The 17,363-nt window shown below is 73.0% G+C and carries 16 protein-coding genes; 7 read left to right on the top strand and 9 right to left on the bottom strand.

The features are described 5' to 3' along the window. Positions 1-191 precede the first annotated feature (191 nt). Positions 192-1,373 (top strand): glycoside hydrolase domain-containing protein, encoded by a 1,182-nt coding sequence (locus ACUP6Y_RS03770; RefSeq protein ID WP_462554288.1) that lies wholly within the window; start codon positions 192-194, stop codon positions 1,371-1,373. 22 nt (positions 1,374-1,395) lie between these two features. On the opposite strand, the gene ACUP6Y_RS03765 is transcribed toward ACUP6Y_RS03770, so the two are convergent. Next, the gene (locus tag ACUP6Y_RS03765; protein ID WP_462554287.1) at positions 1,396-2,940 is read right to left on the bottom strand and encodes a PucR family transcriptional regulator; all 1,545 of its coding nucleotides are present in this window, start codon (positions 2,938-2,940) and stop codon (positions 1,396-1,398) included. A gap of 117 nt (positions 2,941-3,057) precedes the next feature. Here ACUP6Y_RS03765 and ACUP6Y_RS03760 point away from each other — a divergent pair, with 117 nt between their 5' ends. Together ACUP6Y_RS03760 and codB are read left to right on the top strand one after the other, a co-directional pair. Next, complete coding sequence (locus ACUP6Y_RS03760) at positions 3,058-3,516, top strand: nucleoside deaminase (RefSeq protein ID WP_462554286.1); 459 nt, start codon at positions 3,058-3,060, stop codon at positions 3,514-3,516. Beyond that, positions 3,513-4,817 carry a cytosine permease gene (gene codB / locus ACUP6Y_RS03755; RefSeq protein WP_462554285.1) on the top strand — a complete coding sequence of 435 codons (1,305 nt, stop codon included), beginning with the start codon at positions 3,513-3,515 and terminating at the stop codon, positions 4,815-4,817. The genes ACUP6Y_RS03760 and codB overlap by 4 nt, the downstream gene beginning before the upstream one ends. A gap of 42 nt (positions 4,818-4,859) precedes the next feature. Here codB and purQ read toward each other — a convergent pair whose 3' ends face one another. Both purQ and purS read right to left on the bottom strand, forming a co-directional pair. Beyond that, positions 4,860-5,528, bottom strand: coding sequence for a phosphoribosylformylglycinamidine synthase subunit PurQ (gene purQ, locus ACUP6Y_RS03750; RefSeq protein WP_462554284.1), 669 nt, complete (start codon positions 5,526-5,528; stop codon positions 4,860-4,862). Beyond that, the gene (purS, locus tag ACUP6Y_RS03745; RefSeq protein WP_462554283.1) at positions 5,525-5,770 is read right to left on the bottom strand and encodes a phosphoribosylformylglycinamidine synthase subunit PurS; all 246 of its coding nucleotides are present in this window, start codon (positions 5,768-5,770) and stop codon (positions 5,525-5,527) included. The genes purQ and purS overlap by 4 nt, the downstream gene beginning before the upstream one ends. 239 nt (positions 5,771-6,009) lie before the next feature. Between purS and ACUP6Y_RS03740 the strand changes: the two genes are divergently transcribed. Next, complete coding sequence (locus ACUP6Y_RS03740) at positions 6,010-6,516, top strand: YflT domain-containing protein (RefSeq protein WP_462554282.1); 507 nt, start codon at positions 6,010-6,012, stop codon at positions 6,514-6,516. 25 nt (positions 6,517-6,541) lie between these two features. Here the strand turns inward: ACUP6Y_RS03740 and ACUP6Y_RS03735 are convergent, their stop codons facing one another. The 4 genes from ACUP6Y_RS03735 to ACUP6Y_RS03720 form a co-directional block, all read right to left on the bottom strand. Beyond that, entirely contained in the window at positions 6,542-8,098 is a 1,557-nt protein-coding gene (locus tag ACUP6Y_RS03735; protein ID WP_462554281.1) for a long-chain-fatty-acid--CoA ligase, read from the bottom strand. Positions 8,099-8,155: 57 nt separating this feature from the next. Beyond that, a complete protein-coding gene (locus ACUP6Y_RS03730; RefSeq protein WP_462554280.1) occupies positions 8,156-9,058 on the bottom strand; it encodes a phosphoribosylaminoimidazolesuccinocarboxamide synthase in 903 nt (300 codons plus the stop codon). Positions 9,059-9,177: 119 nt separating this feature from the next. Beyond that, on the bottom strand, positions 9,178-10,233 hold the full coding sequence (locus ACUP6Y_RS03725) for a hypothetical protein (protein WP_462554279.1): 1,056 nt from the start codon (positions 10,231-10,233) through the stop codon (positions 9,178-9,180). Further along, positions 10,230-10,781, bottom strand: coding sequence for an RNA polymerase sigma factor (locus ACUP6Y_RS03720; RefSeq protein WP_462554278.1), 552 nt, complete (start codon positions 10,779-10,781; stop codon positions 10,230-10,232). Before ACUP6Y_RS03720 ends, ACUP6Y_RS03725 begins: the two co-directional genes overlap by 4 nt. Before the next feature lie 87 nt (positions 10,782-10,868). On the opposite strand from ACUP6Y_RS03720, the gene ACUP6Y_RS03715 reads away from it, so the two are divergent. Next, positions 10,869-11,837 (top strand): sulfotransferase family protein, encoded by a 969-nt coding sequence (locus ACUP6Y_RS03715; protein ID WP_462554277.1) that lies wholly within the window; start codon positions 10,869-10,871, stop codon positions 11,835-11,837. Positions 11,838-11,879: 42 nt separating this feature from the next. Here the strand turns inward: ACUP6Y_RS03715 and ACUP6Y_RS03710 are convergent, their stop codons facing one another. Continuing rightward, positions 11,880-12,764, bottom strand: a complete 885-nt coding sequence (locus ACUP6Y_RS03710) for a hypothetical protein (RefSeq protein WP_462554276.1) — start codon at positions 12,762-12,764, stop codon at positions 11,880-11,882. Between the two features lie 107 nt (positions 12,765-12,871). On the opposite strand from ACUP6Y_RS03710, the gene ACUP6Y_RS03705 reads away from it, so the two are divergent. Both ACUP6Y_RS03705 and ACUP6Y_RS03700 read left to right on the top strand, forming a co-directional pair. Further along, entirely contained in the window at positions 12,872-13,234 is a 363-nt protein-coding gene (locus ACUP6Y_RS03705) for a hypothetical protein (RefSeq protein WP_462554275.1), read from the top strand. A gap of 75 nt (positions 13,235-13,309) precedes the next feature. Next, entirely contained in the window at positions 13,310-15,868 is a 2,559-nt protein-coding gene (locus ACUP6Y_RS03700) for a LuxR C-terminal-related transcriptional regulator (RefSeq protein WP_462554274.1), read from the top strand. Here ACUP6Y_RS03700 and ACUP6Y_RS03695 read toward each other — a convergent pair. Continuing rightward, positions 15,822-17,243, bottom strand: a complete 1,422-nt coding sequence (locus tag ACUP6Y_RS03695) for an MFS transporter (protein WP_462554273.1) — start codon at positions 17,241-17,243, stop codon at positions 15,822-15,824. The genes ACUP6Y_RS03700 and ACUP6Y_RS03695 overlap by 47 nt on opposite strands. Positions 17,244-17,363: the final 120 nt, after the last annotated feature.

Genomic DNA, 17,363 nt, shown 5'->3' with positions numbered 1-17,363 from the left:
CGGCGGCCGACGGCAGGTCGAGGCCGCCACCTCGTGTCGACCGAAGGAGTCACCCGGTCGCAGCGGCACCCGGACGTCGTCGACGAATTACAGATCTGTAGTTCACCGACAACCCTGTTACTCGTGTGAATCTTGTGGTTATCGTGACTCGGCCTTCACCCACAGACCCCTCTTCCCCTGGAGTCCGAGAGATGCCTTCCCGGCCCGTCCGCCCGCCCCGCCGTCTCCGCCTCCCCCTGCTCGGTACCGGGACCGGCGTCTTGATCGTGCTGCTCGCGCTCGTGCTGTCGCCCCTCAGCGGCACGCCCACGGCGCGCAGCACCGACGCGCCGGTCGACCTGGCGGCGACGTCCACGAACCCGCCGACGCCGGGCAACTTCACCGGCCTGGGCTTCGACCAGTGCGAGACCCAGTCGCAGAAGAAGATGGACACCTGGCTGGCCCACTCGCCGTTCCGGGCCGTCGGGGTCTACATCTCCGGCGCCTCGCGGTTCTGCAAGACGCAGAAGAACCTGACGCCCACGTGGGTGGCCACCCAGCTCGCGAAGGGCTGGCAGATCCTGGCGATCACGCTGGGCCCGCAGTCGACCTGCGTCGGCCGATTCCCGCGGTACGGCGCCGCCGTCGACCCGACGATCAGCAACGCCGGCGCAGACGCGTACGCCGCCGCCCGGTCCCAGGGCTCGGTCGAGGCCGACACCGCCGTCGCCGCAGCGACCGCCCTCGGCATCGTCCCGGGCAGCACGCTCTGGTACGACCTCGAGGGCTGGTCGAACTACAAGGACGCCACCTGCCGCGAGTCCGCCCTGGCCTTCCTGAGCGCCTGGACCACGCGGGTGCGCCAGCTCGGCTACCTCTCGGGCGTCTACTCCAGCGCGGGATCCGGCATGAAGGTCCTCGACGACGCCCGGCTGCAGGGCCGCGCCGACGTGACCCTCCCCGACCGGATCTGGATCGCCCGCTGGGACAACATCGCGAACACCTCGACCAGCTACATCGCCGAGGACGGCTGGCGCCCCGGCGGCCGGGTGAAGCAGTACCAGGGCGGCCACAATGAGACCTGGGGCGGCGTCACCATCAACATCGACCGCAACTGGCTCGAGCTCGGCGACACGGCGGTGCCGGGGTACGGGTGCGGCGGCATCAAGGTGAGCCTGAAGAACTACAAGAAGATCACCCCGCGCAAGGCCAAGCCGCGCCAGGTGCGTGCCCTCAAGTGCCTGCTGCAGGGCAAGGGCCTCTACCCCGGCAAGATGTCGAAGAAATACAACAAGAAGATGCGGGCGGGGGTCCACGCCTGGCAGACGCAGGCCGGCCAGAAGGTCAAGGACAACTGGACCAAGAAGAACTGGGCGTCCCTGCTGGGCGGCTGAGCCACGAATCGGTGATTCGAGGCTAAGGGCCGCCGAAGCCGACCTGCGGGTCGAGCCCGGTCCGCATCCGCCAGCCGAGGAGCGCGATCCCGAGGCCGGTGCGGTGGTCCGGCTCATCGAGGGAGACGCCGAGCAGCCGCTCGATCCGGGCCAGCCGGTCGTAGAGCGACTGCCGGCGGATCCCGAGCAGGTCGGCCGTGCGGGCCTTGGAGAGCGAGCAGGCGAGGTAGGCGTCCAGGGTGCGCAGCAGCTCGCTGCGGTGCTCGCGGTCGTGGTCGACGAGCGGCCCGATCTGCTCGCGGACGAAGGCCCGCATCACCGCGGGGTCGACCGCCGAGGTGACCAGCCGGTGCGCGGCCACGTCGCGCTCCATCACGACGCCGTCGCGCCGGCCGTAGCGCCGGGCGGTGCGCAGCACCTGACGGGCCCGGCCGACCGCCGCGGCCAGGTCGCCCGCGTCGGCGACGGGCGTCGTGGCAGCGACCAGCACCCGGCCCGGGAGCCGCGCGACGAGGCGGTCGCGTGCGGCGACCAGCTCGTCGCGGACCTGCGCCGGCACCGGCCGCCGGCCGCCGCGATGCACCACCACGACGTGCCCGCCGCTGACGCCGACCAGCACCGCGGGGTCGCCGCGCTCGTCCTCGTGGAACACCGCCTCGGTGGCGGCCACCGCGTCGGTCAGCGGTACGGCGGCGTCGACCTCGACCGCCGCGACCACCAGGTGCCGGCCCTCCTGGGGCGGCCAGCCGAGCGCGGCCAGCCGGTGCAGCACGTCGGCCCGCGACACCACGACCCCGGCGACCAGGTCGGAGACCAGGGACTGCGCCGGTCCCGGCCGGTGCCCCGCCCCGCTCCCCCGGCCCACCTCGAGCGCGACGGCGTGCGCCGCGACCTCGGCCAGCCGCAGCCGGTCCGGGCTCTCCTCGCCGAGCAGGCGCAGTGTCCCGACCGGACCGGACGCGCCCCGCACCGGAGTGGCGTGCGCCGCGTCCGCCGACACCGACGCGATCCGGCTCCGCTCGACGGTCTGGCCGTCGGGATCGCGCAGCTCCACCGCGCAGCCGGCGAGCCGGGAGACCTCGTCGAGCAGCGCGCGCAGCCCTCGGCCCTCGATCACCACCTGCGTCAGCGCCCGCCACCCGGAGTCGCCCGCGTCCCCGCCCGAGGCGACCCGGCGTCGTACCAGCAGCTCGTGGAAGTCCTCGACCATCCGCTCGAAGGGCACCATCGTCGGGAACGCCAGCAGCGCCAGGTCCCGGCGCCGGGCGGCCGCCAGGATCGGCTCCGGCACGGCGAAGAAGGTCCGGCCCAGCTCCAGGGCGAGGGCCGCGACGCCGGCGTCGGCCAGCTGGTCGACGTACGACGCCAGGTGGTCGGCCGTGCGCCCGTGCAGGCCGAGCCCCGTGGTCAGCAGCACCTCTCCCCCAGCCAGCAGGGCGCCCATCTCGAAGACCTCCGAGGAGTGCACCCAGCGCACCTGGACCCGGTCGACGTCGCCGTGCAGCACCTCGGTGTTGGCAGCCCGGAACGACGGGAGGCCCAACACCTCGGCGAGAGTTGCTCCCATCAGGACATTCCGTCCGCAGAGTCAGCATCCATGCCGGACAGTATGTCCCTTGTCGCCCTCCGGCGCCTCTGGTGATGTGAGCCCCGACACACCGACCCACCCGACGCGGAGGCACCCATGATCACCGACGACGACCGCAGGTTCCTCGATCTCGCGATCGAGCAGGCCCGGATCGGCTGGGAGGAGGGCGGCATCCCGATCGGCGCCGCGCTCGTCCACGAGGGCGAGGTGCTCGCCGTCGGCCGCAACCGTCGGGTCCAGCTCGGCTCCGCCATCCGGCACGGCGAGACCGACTGCATCGAGAACGCCGGGCGGCTGCCCGCCAAGGTCTACCGGGCGAGCACGCTCTACACGACGCTCTCGCCGTGCTTCATGTGCGCGGGCACGTCGGTCCTCTACGACATCCCGCGGATCGTGGTCGGCGAGAACCACAGCTTCCAGGCCTCGGAGGAGTGGCTGCGCTCGCGCGGGGTCGTCGTCGACGTACTCGACGACCCCGCGTGCCGGGACCTGATGGCCACGATGATGCGGGAGAAGCCCGACCTGTGGGCCGAGGACATCGGGGAGGAGGCGTGACGGCCGTGCAGCCGGGCACCGAGACCACGGCGGCGGTGGTCGACCCCGACTACCCGGTCACGCCGGTCCCCGCGCACGCCCGCAAGTCGTTCCTCTCCCTCGCGGTGGTGCTGCTCGGGTTCACCGTCTTCACCCCGACCATGCTGGCCGGCGCCCAGCTCGGCTCGGCGTTCGCGCTCGGCGAGCTGATCCGGGTGATCCTGCTCGGCTCGCTGGTGCTCGGGACCTACGTCGCCCTCCTCGGCTGGATCGGCGCCAACACCGGCCTGACCACGGTCGTGATGGCGCGCTACGTGCTCGGGCACCGCGGCAGCAAGCTCGGCTCGATCCTGCTGGGCGGCACCCAGATCGGCTGGTACGGCGTCGTCATCGGCACCATCGGCGACCTCACCGCGCAGGCCTTCTCCTGGGAGTCCGACCTCGCGAAGGCCGCCGTGATGATCGCCACCAGCGTGCTCATGTGCCTGACCGCCTGCTACGGCTACCGCGGCATGTACTGGGTCTCCGCGATCTCCACGCCGCTCATCTTGATCCTCGCGTTCTGGGTGCTCTTCCGCTCCCTCGACGAGGTCGGCGGCTGGTCCGGGCTGGCCGACGTCCAGCCGAACGGGTCGATGACGATGGCGGTCGCGATCACCACCGTGGTCGGCACCTTCGTCTCCGCCGGCACCCAGGCACCCAACTGGACCCGGTTCGCCCGCTCCGGCAGCCAGGCCCTGGTCGCCTGCGTGATCGGCTTCCTGATCGGCAACGGGCTGATGATCTTCTTCGGCGCCACCGGCGCGATGACCTTCGGCCAGGGCGACTTCGTGCTCGTGCTCTACGACCTCGGCCTGGTCACCTGGGGCCTGGTGCTGCTGTTCGGCAACCTGTGGAAGTCGAACGCCGACACGGCGTACGCCTTCGGGGTCGCGGGCGCCGAGCTCTTCGAGAAGCCCAAGAAGACGCCCTTCGTCGTGTACGGCTCAGTGATCGGCACCGTGCTCGCCCTGGTCGGCGTGCAGAACCATCTGGTCGACTACCTGGTCCTGCTCGGCGTCTTCATCCCGCCGCTGGGCGGTGTCGTGATCGGCGACTATCTCGCCCGCTGGCGCCGCGGTGGGATGCCCGAGGGCGAGCCGCTGCCCGCCCTCAACATCCCCAACCTCGCGGTCTACGCGCTCGCCAGCGGCCTCGCGTGGATCGCCAAGGAGACCGAGTTCGGCGTGCCACCTGTCATCGGCGTCGTGCTGGCCGCGTGCGGCTCGTACGCCGTCGGGCGCGCCGGGCTCAACCGCCGGCTCACCCCCACCGGGGACTGATCCGGTCGTCTGGCCCCGGGCCCCACTGGGGCGGGTCCGGGGTCAGGCGAAGGCGGTCTCGACGAGCGAGGTGAAGAACCCGAGCCCGTCGAGGCCGCTGCCGGTGAGCTCCTCGACCGCGTGCTCGGGGTGCGGCATCAGGCCAACGACATTGCCGCGCTCGTTGCTGACGCCCGCGATGTCGTCGAGCGAGCCGTTGGGGTTGACCTCGAGGTAGCGGGCCACGACCTGGCCCTCGCCCTGGATCCGGGCGAGGGTCTCGGCGTCGGCGACGAAGCCGCCCTCGCCGTTCTTGAGGACGACCCGGATCTCCTGGCCCTGCTCGTAGGCGGAGGTCCACGGCGTGGTGGCGTTCTCGATGCGCAGCAGCTGGTCGCGGCACACGAACCTGCGGTGGTCGTTGCGGATCAGCGCACCGGGCAGCAGGTGGGACTCGCACAGGATCTGGAAGCCGTTGCAGATGCCGAGCACGGGCATCCCGGCGTCGGCCGCCTCGACCACCTTGTCCATCACCGGCGCGAACCGGGAGATCGCGCCGCAGCGCAGGTAGTCGCCGTAGGAGAAGCCACCGGGGAGGACGACCGCGTCGACCCCCTTGAGGTCCGCGTCGCCGTGCCACAGCGCGACCGCCTCGTTGCCGCCGATCCGGACCGCGCGCCGCGCGTCGACGTCGTCGAGCGAGCCGGGGAAGGTGACGACGCCGACCTTCACTGCTCGACGCTCACGGTGTAGTTCTCGATGACCGGGTTCGAGAGCAGCGTCTCGGCCATCTTCTCGACCTCGGCGAGCACGGCGTCGGTGGCCTCGCCCTCGAGCTCGATCTCGAACCGCTTGCCCTGGCGGACGTCGGTCACGCCGGTGAAGCCCAGCCGGGGCAGCGCGCCCTGGACGGCCTTCCCCTGGGGGTCGAGGATCTCGGGCTTCGGCATGACAGCTACGACGACTCGGGCCACGGCCCGCAGTCTAGTGGTCATCTCCGGAAGTTCTTCGGGTGTCCCGCACCCCGGGCACGCACCTCGCGGCGTTGCCGACGCTGGCGAGACGACCCGGTATGGCTGCGCGCCGGCGCCTTGCGATGCACGCACCCGGAGCACGGGCCACCCCCGCACAACTTCCGGAGATGACCACCAGTGGCCACGCTCCCGGCTGCCGATTCCGCGCTCCTCTGCCGGACGAGGGGCAGACTGGGGTCATGAGCAACCCCACCCCCGGCGCGATGTCGCGCTCGCTGCTGACGCTCGAGTTCCCCCAGTCGCTGGCCGTGTACGACGACTACGTGACCGCCCAGCGCACCGTCGACTTCCTCTCCGACGAGGGCTTCCCGGTGCAGAACTGCATGATCGTCGGCACCGACCTCAAGCAGGTCGAGCGGATCACCGGCCGGCTCACCAGTGGCCGGGTGGCGGCCGGCGGCGCGATGAGCGGGCTGTGGTTCGGGCTGTTCGTCGGCGTGCTGTTCAGCTTCTTCGGCACCGGCGACACGCTGCCGATCATCCTGTCCACCACGCTGATGGGCATCGCGTTCGGCGTCGTCTTCGCGCTGGCCGGGTACGCCGTGACCCGCGGCCAGCGGGACTTCTCCTCGGTGAGCTCGGTCGTCGCGACCCGCTACGAGGTGCTGGTCGAGCACAAGGTGGCCGCCCAGGCCCGCGAGCTGCTCGCGAAGCTGCCGGGCGCGCTGCCGAACCCGTTCGCCTGACGTCGAGTCAGGGGCGACTCAACGCTCAGCTCAGCTCACGCTTGAGGATCTTGCCGGTGGCGGTCATCGGCAGGCTCTCGACGACCTCGACGACGCGCGGGTACTTGTACGCCGCCATCTGCTCCTTGCCCCAGGCCACGATCTCCTCGGGGGTGGCGGTGGCGCCGGGCTTGAGGATGACGAACGCCTTGATCTCCTCGCCGTGGCTCTCGTGCGGGACGCCGATGACGGCGGCCAGCGAGACGGCCGGGTGGGTGAGGAGGACCTCCTCGATCTCGCGCGGGTACACGTTGAAGCCACCGCGGATGATCATGTCCTTGGACCGGTCGACGATGTAGTACCAGCCGTCGGCGTCCTTGCGGCCGAGGTCGCCGGAGCGGAACCAGCCGTCCCCGCTGATCGCCTCGGCGGTGGCCTCGGGCCGCTGGTAGTAGCCCTTCATGATGTTGTGGCCCTTGATGGCGATCTCGCCGATGCCGTCAGGGTCCTTCACCTCGTCCCAGGACTCCGGCTCCAGCAGCTTCATCTCGACGCCGGGGATCGGCGTACCGATGGAGCCGACCCGGACCGGCGAGCCGAGCCGCGAGAAGCTCGCGACGGGCGAGGTCTCCGAGAGGCCGTAGCCCTCGAGGATGGTCACGCCGAAGCGCTCCTCGAACTGGTGGTGGACCTCGACCGGGAGGGCGGCGCCGCCGGCGACCGCGACCCGGAGGCTCTCGGCGAGGGCCTTGACGTCGACGGTGTCGTCGAGGGCGTTGAGCAGGCCCCAGTACATCGTCGGCACGCCGGCGAAGAAGGTGACCTTCTCCTTGAGCATCAGGCCGATCGCGGGGGCCGCCTCGAAGCGCGGCAGCATCACGACGGTGCCGCCGAACGCGAAGGCGCCGTTCTGGATGACGGTCTGGCCGAAGGAGTGGAACAGCGGCAGCACGCACAAGAAGGTGTCGGGGCGCTCCGGGTCGGCGCCGAACAGGTCCTCGCCGGCGAGCGCGTTGTCGCGCATGTTGCGGTGCCGCAGCTCGGCGCCCTTGGGCTGGCCGGTGGTGCCGGACGTGTAGAGGATGACGGCAGTGTCGTCGTCGTCCGCCTGGACGGTGTCGAAGGTCGGCGGCTGGCCGGCGAGCGCCTGGCCGAAGGTCTCGGTGCCCTCGATCGGCGACGGGGCGGTCGGGTCGGCGGTGACGACGAAGAAGTGCTCGCAGCCGTCGGCCTGCTGGAAGCCGGCGTACCCCTCGGCGCCGATCGCGAGGTCCGGGGTGCCCTGGAAGGCGAAGTAGGCCTTCGCGTCGGAGTCGCCCAGGTGGTAGGCGACCTCGCGGCCCTTGAGCAGCACGTTGAGCGGGACGACGGTCGCGCCGGCCTTGAGGATGCCGTAGTAGATGATCGTGAAGTACGGGAGGTTCGGGCAGCTGAGGGCCACCTTGTCGCCCGGCTGGATGCCGCGCGAGACGAGCAGGTTGGCGACCTGGTTGGCCGCGCCGTTCACCTGGGGGTACGACAGCCGGGTGTCCCCGAAGACGACGGCCGTGCGGTCGGGGTAGGACTGGGCGCTGTTCTCGAGGAACTCGGCGAGGTTCGTCATGCCGCACAACCTACTGGCCGGTCGTGACCCCGGTCACGGGTCGCGGGACCAGCCCGGTCAGAACCGCTCGCCGGTGAGCCGTTCGTAGGCTTCGAGGTAGCGGTTGCGGGTGCGCTCGACGACCTCGACGGGCAGCGGCGGCGGGGCCTCGCCGGACGTCTTGTCCCAGCCGCTCTCCGGCGAGAGCGCCCAGTTGCGCACGATCTGCTTGTCGTACGACGGCTGCGCGCGCCCGGGCCGCCAGTCGTCGGCCGGCCAGTACCGCGAGGAGTCGGGGGTGAGGACCTCGTCGGCGAGCACGATGTGGCCGTCGCCGCCGGGGGCGACGCCGAACTCGAGCTTGGTGTCGGCGAGCAGGATCCCCCGCTCCCGGGCGATCTCCTCGGCCCGGCCGTAGACCCGCAGGGTGAGCTCGCGCAGGGCGGCGGCGGCGTCGGCGCCGACGGTGGCGACGACGGCGTCGTACGAGACGTTCTCGTCGTGGTCGCCCAGCTCGGCCTTCGTCGCGGGGGTGAAGATCGGCTCGGGCAGGCGGCTGCCGTCCTCGAGTCCGGCGGGCAGCGCGATTCCGCAGACCTCGCCGGTGGCGCGGTAGTCGAGGAGGCCGGAGCCGGTGAGGTAGCCGCGGGCCACGCACTCGACCGGGAACATGTCGAGCCGCTCGCAGATCACCGCGCGGCCGCGGACGGCGTCCGGCACGTCGGTGGCGACGACGTGGTTGGGGACCAGGGAGGAGAGCTGGTCGAACCACCACGACGACATCCGGGTCAGGATCTCGCCCTTGTCGGGGATCGTGGTCTCGAGCACGAAGTCGAAGATCGAGAGCCGGTCGCTGGCGACCATGAGCAGCTTGCCGGCATGGGGTCCCTCGGTGAGCTCGTAGAGGTCACGGACCTTGCCGGAGTGCAGGTGGCGGGCGCCGGGGAGCTCCGGGGCGGGCGGGATGTTCGCGAGCGTCACGGAGCAAAGGTAGGACCAGCGGCGGCGGACCACGAACTTCCTGACCGTGCCCGGACCCGTGACCGGACCCGTGACCGGCCCACCGCGCATCCAGGGCTCCGATGGACGACGAGCGGTCCCTACCCCCGCCCGACGCCGGCGACGGCGTCGTCGTACTCCTGCCGCGAGACCCACTGCGCCGAGCCGACCACCTCGAGGAACTCCGCTCGGCTCAGACCGGTGCCCTCGAAGATCAGCACGGTGCTCGGCGTGGCCGAGAGTGCGGCGACCCGGTACTGCACGCCGCCCTGACGCCACTCGGCGAGCAGCGCACGCTGTCCCAGGACCTGGATCGGCCGGCGCAGATCGGCGTCGAGGTAGCGGTCGTAGGTGAAGGCATCGGGGACGTTGCCGACCGTGGTCATCAGCACCCGCGCACGGGCCCGCTCCCAGAACACGCTGTCGTCCACCCCGATCGACCAGCCCGGCGCCCGGATCAGGGCCGGACGGTCGGGCGCCGCCGGCAGACCCCGCGCCTCGGCGCCTGGGCGCAGGTAGCCGTCGTCGGTGAACGCCGCCTTCGGCACCCGGGCGCCGAGATCGGCGGTGCTCAGCGGGCTGAGTCGCGCGAGCAGGTCGAGGTAGGCGCCGCGCGACAGCCGGATCCCGCGCACCTCGACGGTGTGCTCGCCGACGACGTCGCGCAGCACGGTGTGGTCGTCGGTCGCGTAGGTCCACAGTCGAGCCGGTACGCCGAGCACCTCGATCCGCTCGCCGGAGCCGACGTCCTCGCGGTCGGCCAGGTAGCCGGCGTACCGGTCGGCAGGACGCCAGTCGATCTCCACCTCGGCGCCGTCGTCGCCCGCATAGACCAGCTCGCCCCCGTCGTCGCCGACATGCGCCCGCTCCAGGCGCCAGCCCGCGACGTCGAGGAGGGCGAGCTCGGCGCCGGGCGGCGCCGGCGTCGCGGTCACCGAGGCACCGGAGCCGCCCTGCCGGCCGAGCCAGCTCACCCCGCCGAGGACGGCCAGGACGGCGGCGACGGCGGCGAGGACCGGCAGCACTCGGCGTTGCCGGGGGGCAGGTGGCGTGGGGGTCTGGACGGGGGCGAGGGTCATGATCTCCTCCAGCAGCTCGGCGCGGCCCTCGGCGATGGGCAGCCGGGCGACCTCGGCATCGGTGACGGTGCGGTTCATCGGCGTCCCTCCTCGCGGGTCGACGTGACGGGTTCTGCAGGGAGATGTCCGGTGCCGGGCGGATCGTTGCCGAGCAGGTCGCGCAGCCGGGACCGGGCCCGCGACAGCCGGGGCCGGACGACGGCCGCCGGCAGCCCGAGCACCTCGGCGATCTCGCGCGACTCGAGGCCCTCCCACAGATGCAGCTGCAGGACCTCCTCGTCGCGGGCGCTGAGCCGCCGCATCGCGGCGGTGACGTCGGCGCGGTGGACGACCTCGTCGGCGAGGTCCGCGACGGCGTGGGCGAGCTGGCGGCGCAGCCGCTCGCCGAGGGCGGCACGACGGCCTTCGCCGCGGCGGTGGTTGGCGAGGCTGCGACGGGCGACGCCGTACAGCCAGGGGCGGGCCGCGTCGCCCTCGGGGACGTGCGCCAGGCGACGCCACGCGACCAGGAAGGTGTCCGCGGCGACGTCGGCCGCGTCCTCGGGCCGGTCGACCCGGCGCAGGGCGAAGCCCAGTATCGCGTCGAAGTGCGCGGCGTACAGCCGGCGGAAGTCGTCCTCGCCCATGCCTCTCCCATGTCCGGATGCAGGACGATCGTTGCATCGCGCCTTGTTGTTTATCTAAACTGACTTACCAGACTTAAGGAGGCGCAGATGACCCGGGAGCCCCGCCCCGACTTCCTGCTCGTCGGCGCACCCAAGGCCGGCACCAGCGCGCTGCACCTGGCGCTCGCCACCCATCCCGACGTCTTCGTGACGACGCCCAAGGAGCCGAAGTTCTGGCTCTGCGAGGGCGCGCCCCCGCCGCACTGGAGCGGCCCCGGCGACCGGCACTCCCAACAGGAGTGGGTCTGGCGCGCCGACGCGTACGCCGACCTGTTCCGTCCCGCGCCGCCCGACGCGATCCGGGGCGAGTCGACGCCCTTCTACCTGTGGCACCGCGGCGCCCAGCGCCGGATCGCCGACGCCCTGCCCGAGGTACGGCTGATCGCCGTGGTGCGGGACCCGATCGACCGCGCGTACAGCAACTGGATGCACCTGTGGTCCGACGGCCTCGAGCCGGAGGCCGACTTCGAGACCGCGTTCGGCCGCGAGGCGGAGCGGATCGCCGCCGGCCATGCGCCGTTCTGGCGCTACCGCGAGCTCGGCCGGTACGGCGAGCAGCTGCGCGACCTGGTCAAGCTGGTCGACCCCGCGCGGATCCTGGTGCTGCGCTACCGCGACATCGTCGATCGTCCCGCCGAGACCGTCGACCGGGCCTGCCGCTTCCTCGGCATCCGCGAGGGCCAGGTCGCGGCGATCCCGCGCGACAACTCACGTCCGTACGTCGCTCCCGGCTGGCGCCCGCGCGTGCTCGGCCCGGTGGTGCGCGGCGGCGCCTGGGCCGGCCAGTTCGTGCGGCCGGAGGTGTGGCGCCGCGCGAGCGTCCCGGTCATCGCGCGACTGCAGACCCGCGACACGCACCGGCCCTCGCTCACGGCCGAGCAGCGGGCCCGGCTGCTGCCGTCGTTCGCCGACGACATCCGGCTGCTCGGCGAGATCACCGGCGAGGACTTCTCCGACTGGCTCTCCACCCGCGACCGCGGATCCTTCGCGCAGCGGAGCGGGACCCGGTCGGCCTGAGACGATCGAGTCCGGAGCGCCCCCGTCGCGGGTCGTCCGTCCTCAGCGGACCAACGTGACCAGGTCGTGCGCTCCGTCGGGTCGCGCGGCCTCGACGTAGAACCGGGTGCGGCCGTCGGGGAGCGGCACGGCGGTGGCATAGCGCCAGGCGCCGTCGCCGTGCGGCGAGGCGATCGGCGGGCCGGCGGCGGCGACCAGTCGGGAGCCGTCCCAGGTGGCGACGCCGGTGGTCTCGAACCAGTTGGCGGCGGCGTCGGCGCGGCCGTCGTAGAGAACCGTCAGCGGGCTGGTCGCGAGCACCGTGGTGACCCGGGCGCCGCGCGCGTCCCACTCCCCCGGGCGGCCGGCGAGGACCTCGCCGTGGTCGGTCCAGGCGAGGCCGTCGGCGCTGCGCAGCAGCCGGGTGGTCATCCGGTCCTCGTCGCCGGGCGCGGTGAGCGGGTGGCAGCACAGCCACATCTCCCAGCCGTCGGGTCCGTGGGTGAGGACCGGGTCCTTGACCGCGACCGTGTCGTCGCCGGGCAGCACGACCTGCCGCCGCCCCCCGGGCAGCTCCTCCGGCGTCGCGGCGGTGAGGCTGTCGACCCACCAGTGCTTGGAGCCGGGCGTCGCGCAGGACAGGTACAGCCGCCAGCCCTCCCCCGGCACCGGCACCAGGACCGGCCGCTCGAAGGACTCGCACCCGAACGCGTCGCGGTGCACCTCGGCCACGGTGGTGAACCGCTCACCGTCCTCGGACCGCGCGACCACGACGGTCACCCCGCGGCCCTCGTCGAGCGGGCGGCGCACCCGGTAGGTGAGCCAGAAGACCCCGTCGACCAGCACGGCACTGGCCGCACCGGCCCAGTTGCCGGCACCGGCGGCCGGGGCGGGTACGACGACCCGCGGGTCGTCGTACGTCGGGACGGCGAGGGCACCCAGGGTCATGGCCCGCATGATACTTCACAAAGTCGACTGACTTTGACGACAGGGTGCTGGACGGAGCGACAGGGGGTGCCGGTCGGCACCCGGACGGCCAATGGCAGAGTGTCGCCATGACGGAGTCCGCGCAGCCGCTCATCGACAGCTCGTCCTTCGCCCCCGGCCAGGTGGTGTGGGAGGACGAGGTCTGGATCCTCGCCCGCCACGACGCCGGCACCCGGCTCGGCCTGACCCTGCACCACCGCGAGCCCGAGTCCCTCGGCCAGCTCTCCGACGACCACGCCTCGCAGCTCGGCCGGATCGGCAACCGCCTGGTCCGGATCATCGAGCACCTGCCCGACGCCGGGAAGGTACGGCTGGCCCGCACCTCCGACGACCACGTCCAGCTGGCCTTCGAGGCGGAGGGCGTGCCGGAGGGCCGTCTGCACGACATCGCGGTCAAGCTCGCCAACTGGGGCGGCGACGCTCGCGCCTGACCGGCTGGCCTCACCAAAAACCCCACCGACTCGGCGTCTCGACACTAGGGTTCCTCCGAAAGGGGGAAGACGCCGATGACGGGACCGGTGCTGCTCACGCGTCCCCGCCTGCACGAGCGGCTGGACCGGGAGGACCCGCGCATCGTCGTCCTCTCGGCGCCGAGCGGGTCCGGCAAGACCAGCCTGGTCCGGTGCTGGGTCGCGCCCCGCGCCGACACCGTCGTGTGGGTGACCCTGGACACCGACCACGTACGCCGGGCCAGCTTCTGGCAGCTGGTGCTGACCAGCGCCGGCCGGCTCGGCGTGCTGCCGGCCGAGGAGGTGGCCGGCCTCGTCGGTGACGTCGAGCGCAGCGCCGACCTGGCCGAGCTGGTCGCCGGCGCCCTGTCCGGTCACGGACCCCTCGTCCTGGTCGTCGACGCCCACGAGCGGCTGCGCGACGACAGCGGTCCCGTCGACTCCGACCTGGTCCGGCTGGTCCGGCTGGCGCCCGAGGTCCGGGTGGTCGTCACGACCCGCACCGGCAGCGGGCTCGCCAACCCGGGCCGGACCCTGCGCGGCGACGTCGAGCTGCTCACCGCCGCCGACCTGGCCTTCACCGCGGCCGAGACCCACGAGCTGCTGGCGAGCTTCGGGGAGCCCGGGGTCGCCGAGCATGCGGCCGAGCTGCACGCCGCGACGAGCGGGTTCCCGCTCGCGGTGCGCGCCGGCATGCTCTCGCTGGCCCGCTCGGGAACCTACCCCGACGCCCCCGACTGGCAGTCGCTGGTCGCCGAGGACCTGCGGGTCCAGCTCGGCGAGGGGACGGCGTACGAGCTGGTCCTGGCGACCTGCCTGCCGCCGTACTTCGACACCGACCTCGCGATCGAGCTGACCGGCTCCACCGACGTGAAGGAGCCGCTGGCCGAGCTGGAGTGGAACGGCTACGGGCGCTGGATCCCGTTCGCGCCCGGTCGCCAGGTGTTCCAGTACGTCGAGTCGCTGCGCACCGCCATGCTCGCCGACGCCACCCGCCAGCCGGCCGCCAAGCAGGCCCGGGCCGCGCGGACGGCGGCCACCTGGCTGCACCGCAACGGCAACTTCGAAGCCGCCTTCGAGCTGGCCGTCGCCGCCCGCCAGTACGACGTCGCCGGGCGGGTCTACGCCGACCTGGTCGCGAGCAACCCCGAGACGATCACGACCAGCCGCTTCGACCGGCAGCTGGCGACAGTGCCGCGGCGAGCGCTGGCCCAGTACCCCGCCCTCTCCCTGGGCCGGGGGCTGGCCTGCCACCGCAACCCGGCACTGCACGGCGCGGCCGCGGAGTACTTCCGGATCCCCGCCTCGTGGGTCGGCCCGCCGCCTCCGGACATGACCCCCGGCGAAGTGCTCATGCTCCACACCGCCAAGGTGGCCAGCCTGCGCGTGCTGGGCCGCTTCGACGACTCGGCCCGCGCCGCGCACCAGGCCCTCGCCCACTTCGACACCATCCCCGACGGGGAGCAGCACCACGTCGCCGACCTCGGCGCCACGACCCTGCGCCACCTGGCCTACTCCCTCCTCCAGGACGGGCAGGTCGACGCCGCGCGCAGCGCCGTGAACCGGGCGATCACGATGAGCACCCGCCCGGAGTCGCTCAACCACACGGCGGTCTACGCGGTCGGCTTCGACGCCCTCGACGGCCGCTGCGCCGAGGCCCGCGCCGCGCAGGAGCACGTCGATCCGGCGGCCTGGCGCCCCGGCCAGACCCACAACTACGTCAACGCGCTGGGCCGGATCGGGCAGGCCACGCTGCTGCTCGACGACTTCGAGCTGGCGGCCTCCGTCGCGCAGTACGACGGCTGCCAGTTCGCGGTCGCCTCCGAGTTCTGGCCCTTCGTCACCTGGACCCTGATGCATGCCCGGCTCGGGCTCGGCCATGCCGCCACCGAGGCGTACCGGGTCGAGGCGGCCCTCACCCGCACCCCCGCGCCGCCCGGCACCGCCGACAGTCTGGGCGGGGCGGCGGTCCGCGCGGCGCTGGCGGTGCTGTGGCTGGCCGCCGGCAACCGCACCAAGGCCGGCCCGCTGCTCCGCACCCGCACCAGGTACGCCGGCCAGCTGGCCCCCGCCGTCCTGCTCGGCCGGCTGCTCGCGGGCGAGAGTGCCGACGCGCTCGCCGTCCTCCCCCGCCTCGAGGACCAGCCCGGCCACACCAACCGGTCCCGGGCTGCCGTGCTCACGCTCGGCGCCGCGGCCGCGCTGCGCTCCGAGCGCCGCGACACGGCGGTGGCGCTGCTGGACCGGGTCCTCGCCCTGGTCGGCCCCGGAGGCGCCCGGGCCCACCTGATGTACCTGCCGGCGCCCGACCTGGCGGGCCTGCGCCGGCTCGCTCAGGCCCAGGACGACGCGGCGCTGCGCGACTACCTCGGCGCGGCGGTGCCGGACTGCGTCGCCGGCGACACGATGACCTTCTCCCTGACCCCGCAGGAGCGGCTCGTGGTCGCGGCGTTCGCCTACCACCCGACCCGGGCCGCCGTGGCCGCCGCCCTGCACGTCTCGGAGAACACGGTGAAGACCCACCTGCAGCGGATCTACCGCAAGCTCGGGGTCAACTCCCGCGACGGGGTCATCGAGAAGGCGATCGAGCTGGATCTGCTGGGGCGGGTCCGGTGAGCGCGGCGTCGGTGAGGCGCGCGCGGGCGGCGACGACCAGGACCACCGCGGCCGCGAGCCCCGAGACCGCGCAGATCGACCACACGGCGTAGTAGCCGCCGAGGCTGCCGCCGTCGACCCGGATCCCTCCGGTCCGCGCGAGGCAGATCGCGAACACCGACGACGCGATGCCGCCGCCGATGGTCTTCGCCGCGTTGGTGAGACCGGTGGCCGAGCCGACCCGCCCGGGTGGCGCGACCGCCGCGGCGGCCGCGGGGATCGCGGCGATCAGCCCTCCGGTACCGAGCCCGATCACGGCCATCACGGCCCACGCCGCCGCGGGACTGGCGTGGCACGGCAGCCAGGCGGCGTACCCGACCGCGTAGACGACGCAGCCGACGGCCATCGCGCCGCGGACGCCGAGCCGGCGGCTCACCGGGCCGAGGGCCAGCGCGCCGAGCGCCAGGCAGGCGACGTAGAACGCGATCCGGACCGAGCCCTGGGCCGCGGTCAGCCCGAAGCCGTAGCCGTGGACCGCCGGGTCGCTGCGGAAGTACGTCGACAGCGGGACCTGGGCCCCGAGCAGCGACATGCCGACCAGGAAGGCCGTCGCCTGCACGCTCCACTGGGCCGGCTGCCGGAGCAGCCGGACGTCGACCATCGGGTCGGGGTGGCGGGCCTCATAGCGCCACCAGGGCACGAGCAGCGCCGTGCCGAGCGCGACCAGGAGCCAGGCGGCGAGCGAGGAGATCCCCTCGACCCGGATCACCACCAGGCCGCCGAGCACGGACAGCACCGCCAGCGCCATCAGGCCCAGACCGCCCCAGTCGAAGCGCCCGCCCCCCAGCCCGGGGACGTCCTCGAGCAGCGCGAGCAGCGGCAGGCACACCGTGACGGCCACGGCGGGCAGCACCAGCATCGTGGTCACCGAGACCCGGTCGGCGAGCTGACCGGCCAGCACGGCGGCCACGATGATCGAGAGCTCGAGCGTCGCGACCAGGATCGCGGCCGCCCGCCGGGTCAGCCGGCCCTGGTCGGGTCGGCCGGCGGTGCGCCGGTGGATGACGGCGACCTCGATCGGCAGCCAGACCACGTAGGCGCCCTGGAGGGTCCAGGCGACCAGCATCACGGGGAAGCTCGGCGCGAAGGCGATCCCCCAGCTGGCGAGCGCGGTCACCGCGGTCGCCGCCAGCAGCACCCGCTTGTGCCCGACCAGGTCCCCCAGCCGGGCCAGCGGCGGCACGACCAGCGCCGAGAACACCAGCTGGGCGGCCTCGAGCCAGTTGAGGTCGGCGTAGCGGACGTCGAGGTCGTGGGCGATGTCCACCATGACCGGGCCGTAGTAGCCCTGGACCACACCGCTGGCGACCTCGACGGCGGCCAGAAGCCCGATCACCGCGACGAGCGGGTGACTCGACGGGCGACATCTGCGACGGAGCATTGTCACGGTCCCCATGGTGAGGGTTCGCTGGACCCGCCGGAGCCTGTCGTCCGGCCCTCGGAACGGAGCTGCTCC

It is taken from the genome of Nocardioides sp. S5-5 (assembly GCF_054954065.1).
The sequence above is the reverse complement of the archived record's forward strand: the minus strand, read 5'-3'. Positions and strand labels throughout refer to the sequence as shown.

Bases quoted from the DNA above. Each gene is read 5' to 3' on its own strand.
- ACUP6Y_RS03770 (WP_462554288.1), top strand. From the start codon at position 192: ATGCCTTCCCGGCCCGTCCGCCCGCCCCGCCGTCTCCGCCTCCCCCTG.
- ACUP6Y_RS03765 (WP_462554287.1), bottom strand. From the start codon at position 2,940: ATGGGAGCAACTCTCGCCGAGGTGTTGGGCCTCCCGTCGTTCCGGGCT.
- ACUP6Y_RS03760 (WP_462554286.1), top strand. From the start codon at position 3,058: ATGATCACCGACGACGACCGCAGGTTCCTCGATCTCGCGATCGAGCAG.
- ACUP6Y_RS03740 (WP_462554282.1), top strand. From the start codon at position 6,010: ATGAGCAACCCCACCCCCGGCGCGATGTCGCGCTCGCTGCTGACGCTC.
- ACUP6Y_RS03735 (WP_462554281.1), bottom strand. From the start codon at position 8,098: ATGACGAACCTCGCCGAGTTCCTCGAGAACAGCGCCCAGTCCTACCCC.
- ACUP6Y_RS03725 (WP_462554279.1), bottom strand. From the start codon at position 10,233: ATGAACCGCACCGTCACCGATGCCGAGGTCGCCCGGCTGCCCATCGCC.
- ACUP6Y_RS03720 (WP_462554278.1), bottom strand. From the start codon at position 10,781: ATGGGCGAGGACGACTTCCGCCGGCTGTACGCCGCGCACTTCGACGCG.
- ACUP6Y_RS03715 (WP_462554277.1), top strand. From the start codon at position 10,869: ATGACCCGGGAGCCCCGCCCCGACTTCCTGCTCGTCGGCGCACCCAAG.
- ACUP6Y_RS03710 (WP_462554276.1), bottom strand. From the start codon at position 12,764: ATGACCCTGGGTGCCCTCGCCGTCCCGACGTACGACGACCCGCGGGTC.
- ACUP6Y_RS03705 (WP_462554275.1), top strand. From the start codon at position 12,872: ATGACGGAGTCCGCGCAGCCGCTCATCGACAGCTCGTCCTTCGCCCCC.
- ACUP6Y_RS03700 (WP_462554274.1), top strand. From the start codon at position 13,310: ATGACGGGACCGGTGCTGCTCACGCGTCCCCGCCTGCACGAGCGGCTG.